The organism is Pseudoalteromonas sp. 5Ae-yellow (assembly GCF_014077565.1).
Taxonomy (GTDB): Bacteria; Pseudomonadota; Gammaproteobacteria; order Enterobacterales; family Alteromonadaceae; genus Pseudoalteromonas.
This window is the reverse complement of the sequence record NZ_JACGWD010000061.1, coordinates 20,871-27,385: the sequence shown is the minus strand read 5'-3', so window position 1 is coordinate 27,385 and position 6,515 is coordinate 20,871. Positions and strand designations below refer to the sequence as shown.

Here is a 6,515-nt window from a genome sequence, read left to right as displayed (position 1 = left end):
GATACCAAGCGCACAGGGCGTGCATCTGTGAAAGTGTTATGGAAAGGATGGCTTAAGTTACAAGCCATCCTGGAAGGCTACGATTTAGCAAAATCTCTTGAGTCAGACTTGTGATCAAGAGACAGCCAATTGGCGCCTTTATTAATACAGAACTAAGGCCTAATCACCTTTAACTTCTAAGTTAATAAACTTAACTAGCTCTTCAGGTTGCCCTACTAGCATCATAACTTGTTGGTTAATTTCCATCATAGTTTTACCTTCAGGTAGCTTTGCAGACACACTGAATGAATTTAAACCTTTCGCAAAGCTAGTTAAAGCCTCTGCAATATCTTCAGTTACAGGAGCTTGTTGTAACTGTTGCTCTAGCGTCATTTCCATTTGCTCAAGCGTCATACCTTGCTTTTCAAGCTCGCTTGAGAGTAAATCTTTTAATTTACCCTGGTTATTTAAGGCAAAGCTAACATTACGCGGCTCTAATTTACTCATTGCTTGCATAACAAGTGTTTGCTGCTGTAATTCTTGCTCATACGTCAGCGGTTGATCCCCCGCTTCTTGCTGCGCCTTGCTAATAGCCAATGAAGCATCCATTAACGCTTTTGAATTAGCTAAACCCATATCCATATTAAAACTAACAATGTCTTTTGCATCAAGCTTAACTACTACATCACTATTGCCAGACTCTTCATCGTAATCAAGTGATGAATGTAAGTCGTAACTTGCCGACGCTAACATTTCGTTTGTATCAGCTGGTAATTTTGATACGAAGCTTTTATCAAACTGAAAGCTTTTTACATCAAATGATGTATGTGGTGATATTTTATCCGGCTCGTAGCCAGTTATTTCAATGCTTTGAATATTAGCAACATTGTCACCTTCAGGGCTTATTACTTCCATGTTTGTTATTTCTACACTCTTTGAAATAACACTTGCCGATAAACCAGCGTATTTAAATGTAGCGCCAGTTTGCTCGCTTACTAAAGCAAGTTGCTTATCTACTTCTGCACGCACTTCTTGAGTTGCTACGTAGTTTGCGTAACTAACACCACCCACGCCTGCGGCCACAAGAGCTGCAACTATAACTAATTTTTTCATGTCATTTCCTTATTTAATTCTTTCTATAAAGTGTCTCAACTTAAGAGTAACACTGAAGAACATCACCGATAAGTGTTAATTAATCAAACTAAGTAACTCATGTACGGTTTTTACAGGGGTAATTTTAGCGCCTAGCCCTTCCATCGATTTATGGTAATTACGAAATGGAATATATATTTCTGTAAAACCATGTTGTGCAGCCTCTTTAACACGCGGTACACCACTGTCTATTGGGCGTACATCGCCGTTTAAGCTAAGTTCACCCATAATACACGTGGTACGAGGTACAACAAATTCGTTTAAACTGCTAAGTAACGCGGTTACTAATGCTAAATCGATGCAGGTTTCTGTCTCATCAATTCTTAAACCACCCACAATATTAAAAAACGTATCGTGAAATATTTTAGTTTTAGTGTGTTTTCGTAATATGCCAGTCAGCATTTTTATACGATTCATATTTAAACCAACACAAACACGCTGCGGAAATTCAGCTTCTGTTTCGGTAGTTAAACATTGAATCTCAAGCAATAAATTACGATTCCCTTTACGAATACAGGTAATAGTAGAGCCAGGTGAGTCGGTGGTTGAACCCGATAAAAATATTTCACTTGGATTATCAACGCTTAACATCCCACGTTCACACATTTTAAAAATGCCAACAGTATCAATATCACCAAAGCGATTTTTATTTGCCCTAAGGGTTCGTATTTGCCCATCGTTGGTATCTATGTGTAAAAGCGCATCAACAATATGTACAAGTGTTTGAGGGCCTGCTATTTCGTTATTTTTATTTACGTGAGCAATAATGAACATGGTTACATCATTTTGCTTACAGTACTGAGTTAATGCTTGGGCGGCGCTTTTTACTTGCGAAGGCGAACCTGGGCTACCATTTGCCGTATCGGTTACAACAGCTTGAATAGAGTCAATAACAGCAAACTTAATTTTATTTTTCTCGAGCTCTTCGATGATGGTTTCAACGCTCGTTTCTGAAAGTAAATAAAGCTCGTCCGGGTTATAGTTTAACTTTAAACGATTTACCCTGTTTTTAAACTGCGATAAAGATTCTTCTGCCGTACAGTAAAGTGACGGCATCCGCTGTGACATTCTCGCCACTAGGTCAGATAGCAAAGTTGTCTTACCCGCCCCCGGATCGCCCGAAATTATATTAACAGAGCCAGTAGTCACCCCGCCGCTTAGTACGCGATCAAGCTCGCCGATTTCAGTTAGCTGCTTTTCAGCCTCTGATGTAGCAATATCATTGATTTTTTTAGAGCCACCACCAACACCACCAGCATAACCACCAACGCTTGCTCGTATTGATGCTTTTTTACTGTGCCCTGCTGAAGGTTTAAATTCCGCTAATGTGTTCCACGCACCGCAGCGACATTGACCCTGCCAACGTTGATAGTTCATGCCACATTCGGTACAAACAAATTCTACTTTTGCCGCTTTAGCCATTGATAACTTTACCTACTATTCTTTAAATTAAAAAAATTCTTACTATTAAGCGCTTATTTTGCCATTTCAGGCATTTACTTAGCAACAAACTCTTGCCTGCTTAAAAATCTAGCGTCACAATCAATAAATACACATGGTGTTTCTTTTTAGCTATAATTTAGGGCATACTTTTTGCTTTGTAATAGTTTAAAGTAACTTGCCAATAAAATGGCAAATAACACATACATAACAAGAGCTAAACAGTAGTAACTCAAATAATTGTACCTATATTAATAACATAGCGCGATTTAACGTTTATTGAACTTCTAATAAATGGACTTAACAGTATACCTATTTTTTCAATTAGACGGTGATGGTTTTATAAATGGCTGATGACATAATGCTCAAACACGAAGACCTCGTGAATGAGTTAAAAACATATTTAGGCAACGCTAAATTTGATCTAATTTTCAAATCAAAAACCGCAGGGTTAACTAAACCTGAGCAATTTTTAATGAAAATGGAAATGTCGCGTTTATCTCAGCCAGTGGCACGTTTTGTTGATCTTCGCGGATTAGTGACAGGCCAAGTAAAACCATATGAGCATAACGGCAAGCAACACTTTATGGATGACACAGCCATTGAAGTGTTTGAAAAAGCGCTTAAACAACATGGTGAATACACCTTAGCTGTTTACGAAGCCGTAATGAATACAGAAAATAACCACCGCGTATTACAAAAACAAGCAGCCGAAAAATCAGAGTTACAAGAGTTAGAAAATAACTTAAACACTGAAGTAATTAAGTTTGCCTCTTACGAGAGCCGCCGAGAAGAGCGGATGAATTACTCAATAAAAGTAACGATTGATTACAAAGATAAAAAGAACATTGCTGCTAGCACCTCAGATATATCTTTAAGCGGTTGTAAAGTTAAGCTTGCAACGCGCTACTCTATAAAAAAAGGCGAACTCATCGCAATGCGCTTAGTAGGCCTTGAGCAAGACTTTGAACTTGGCCTAAAAAACGGTATTCAATACGAAGTTGTTGCAGTAGAAAATATCTCTCGTGAATTTAATCACATACGCTTAAAGCGCACTTATATAGAAAACAACGATGCCTTTAATGACTTTTTAGAAAGTTTTATTCATGGTAATAAGCGTCGTTATAAAGTAAATCTAGATAATACGCTCGATGCTGTAGTATCAAAGGGGTATGAGCAGTACTACATTCCTCGCGTAACGTCTTTATATGTGTTTTTAAGTAAAAAAGATGAGCAATATTACCCAAGCCTTAGCCTTACCACTGAAAATAATATTTTTATTCAGCGCTACTTTACCGATGAAAGAAAAATACCGTGTTTGTACAATATACTTAATCATCAGCGTATTACACAATTACTAACTCAAATTACCGCAGTAAAAGAAGATTACCTCTATACATTTACACATATATCATCAGGTAAAATTTATTACTACTCAGCGACGCGTACAGAGTTAAATAACAACCCTAAATTACGTGATCTATTTTTAGGTTTTGGTAGCCAAAAAGAGAGCTGGCAGTGTTTTAAAATACAAATAATGCCAAGTCATCCAGATGATTCTTTTATACCGCTTTCACTACCTAATAGTGCCGGTGAAAATATAGAAAAATTAAATAAGCCACCTTCACCTCGTGTAAAAGGCCTTATAAAAGATGTTAAGTATATTGTTGTACTTACAAATATCGGCAATAAAGCTGAACAAGCAAATTATAAACAACTTACTTTTGATAAAGCATTAGTAAATCAGCTTAAGCACTTTGGCCACGCAAAACACAAAACACCACCCTACTTAGATATTGTGCCACTTGAATACGTAAATTTACGCTCGCATAAGCGCTATCTTTATAAAACACCTGTTAGTGTCACTATTAATGATGAGGTATTTAACGGCTATACACGTGACTTTTCGGTAATGGGTTTGCAGTTAGAGTGCGAACAACCTGTCACATTTAAAAAAGGCGATATAGTACTTTTAGCATTCCCTGAACTTCAAAAAATAACTAAAAAGCATAAGCTTAGTGAACTAAAGTACGAAGTAATGGCCATCAGTAAGTCATTTACTACTATTAACCTAAAAGCAAATCGTATTGCTGATTTACCCCATGCTGGCGTGACCTTTTTCACTCAGCTAATAGAAGGTAATAAAGACAAACTTAAAGTATCTGAAGAAGCACCTAAAGTAGAAGGCTTATCTACCGCACTTAGAAATATGGTAACAAAAAGCGTTTGCCAATTTCCGCTATATTTACACAAAGAAGCTGCACACTTTAAAACGGGTGCAATTGGATATGGGTTATACGCCAGCCCTATTCACGTAATTTTGCAAAACTTTGGTTTATTAAGTAACAAAACTGACTTTTCGAGCATTCTGACCGAAGAGCAAATTATTAATGTAATAACACCAAATATTAAAGATCGCAGCCGCCAAGATGCACCGCTTGCTTTTACACTTGCTATTAACTTCGATCCTCGAAAAGGCAGTATTGAAGAGGCTATTGTTAGCCAATGCGCTTTAGGTGAAGACTACTCAAGCTTTTATAAACAAATTAGTAAAGGTATTACATCGCAACTTATATTCGTAATGCGTTTGTATATATCGCGCACAGGTCGCCCCGATACTGATTATCTTTCTAATGAGCTAAAATACGTAAGTCAGTACGCAATGCACAAAGCTAAAGATTTAGAAGAAGCCTTATGGGCCGTAGCTGGTGTAGGTGATGTAGTAGATATAACTGAAGAAGCGCTAAGCCATTTAGAACTAAAAAAAGAGCAAGTAGCACAAATGAGCCGCCGTAAGCTAATTTGGTTAAACCGCTTACGTTAAGCGGTTTAACTTAATTTATTTTAAAGTGTTGGTTGTTTTTCTAACGGAATAGCCAACATATACAACAATTGCAATAATGACCCATCACAAATAGCCGCTTGTGCTTGCTCAACCACTTTAGGCTTACCATGTACGGCCACACCTAGGCCTGCTTTTGCCATCATGACTAGATCATTTGCGCCATCTCCAATAGCTACAGTTTGTGCTTTTTTAAGCCCTAGCTTTTGCTGAAGCACCTCTAAAACGACCGCTTTTTGCTGCGCATCGACAATCGTACCCAGTACTTTACCTGTTAGCTTGTCGTCTTTAAATTCGAGCTCATTAGCGTGCACTTCATCTAAATTAATCAGCTCTTGTACACGCTCTGCAAAAGGCACAAAACCACCTGAGGCAATCGCCAAATACCACTTATGTTGCTTTAAAATTTGGCACAGTATTTTAATACCAGGCATCAATGGTAATGTACTTTTCAGCTCTTCAATTAAGCTTTTTTCAATACCTTCAAGCTTAGCTACACGCTGATATAAACTCTCACTAAAATCAAGTTTACCCGCCATTGCAAGTGCAGTTACAGAGGCAACTTCATCGTATACGTTCGCAAGGCGTGCTATTTCGTCTATGCACTCAATAGTTATTGCAGTTGAGTCCATATCCATAACCAATAAACCTGGCTCATATAAATTAGGCGGCGTATCAACTTGCACTAATTGACAATCAAGCGTGTTTGAAAATTCTTGTAGTACTAACGGGTTTATAGTTTTATCTGCATTTTGCGCGTAAAAACACAGTGCTGGTGCAAGCCCTAAATCAGGTTGGTATTGGCATATAGCGGTGACGTTTTGGTTATGTGTCGCTAAAAAGTCAACAATATTGGCAATGTGTTTTTCTGCAAAATCACCTGCAAATGCGATGCTAAATAACCCTAATGCTTTGTTTGGAATATAATCGAGAGGTGTAGATACACCACCACTATAGCTAAACCATTTATTTAGAGTTAAGTGTTGTAATGGTTGCTCAGCAGCTTGCTGTGCCATGTTGATTTGCGACATGGGATCTCCGTGTTTATTTTTATTTTCCTGATAATTGGCATATCATAACTGGTATTCTCAACACTAAATTC

At 37.7% G+C, this 6,515-nt stretch carries 4 protein-coding genes; 1 reads left to right on the top strand and 3 read right to left on the bottom strand.

Annotation, left to right across the window (positions count from 1 at the left end):
- Positions 1–159 precede the first annotated feature (159 nt).
- Positions 160–1,092: a hypothetical protein gene (locus H4J63_RS15225; protein WP_002958768.1), complete on the bottom strand. Its 933-nt coding sequence runs from the start codon at positions 1,090–1,092 to the stop codon at positions 160–162.
- 75 nt (positions 1,093–1,167) lie between these two features.
- On the bottom strand, positions 1,168–2,553 hold the full coding sequence (radA, locus tag H4J63_RS15220) for a DNA repair protein RadA (protein ID WP_182197388.1): 1,386 nt from the start codon (positions 2,551–2,553) through the stop codon (positions 1,168–1,170).
- Between the two features lie 364 nt (positions 2,554–2,917).
- Between radA and H4J63_RS15215 the strand changes: the two genes are divergently transcribed.
- On the top strand, positions 2,918–5,395 hold the full coding sequence (locus tag H4J63_RS15215) for a PilZ domain-containing protein (protein ID WP_182197386.1): 2,478 nt from the start codon (positions 2,918–2,920) through the stop codon (positions 5,393–5,395).
- A 20-nt stretch (positions 5,396–5,415) separates the two neighbouring features.
- Here the strand turns inward: H4J63_RS15215 and serB are convergent, their stop codons facing one another.
- Positions 5,416–6,444 (bottom strand): phosphoserine phosphatase SerB, encoded by a 1,029-nt coding sequence (gene serB / locus H4J63_RS15210; RefSeq protein WP_182197384.1) that lies wholly within the window; start codon positions 6,442–6,444, stop codon positions 5,416–5,418.
- Positions 6,445–6,515: the final 71 nt, after the last annotated feature.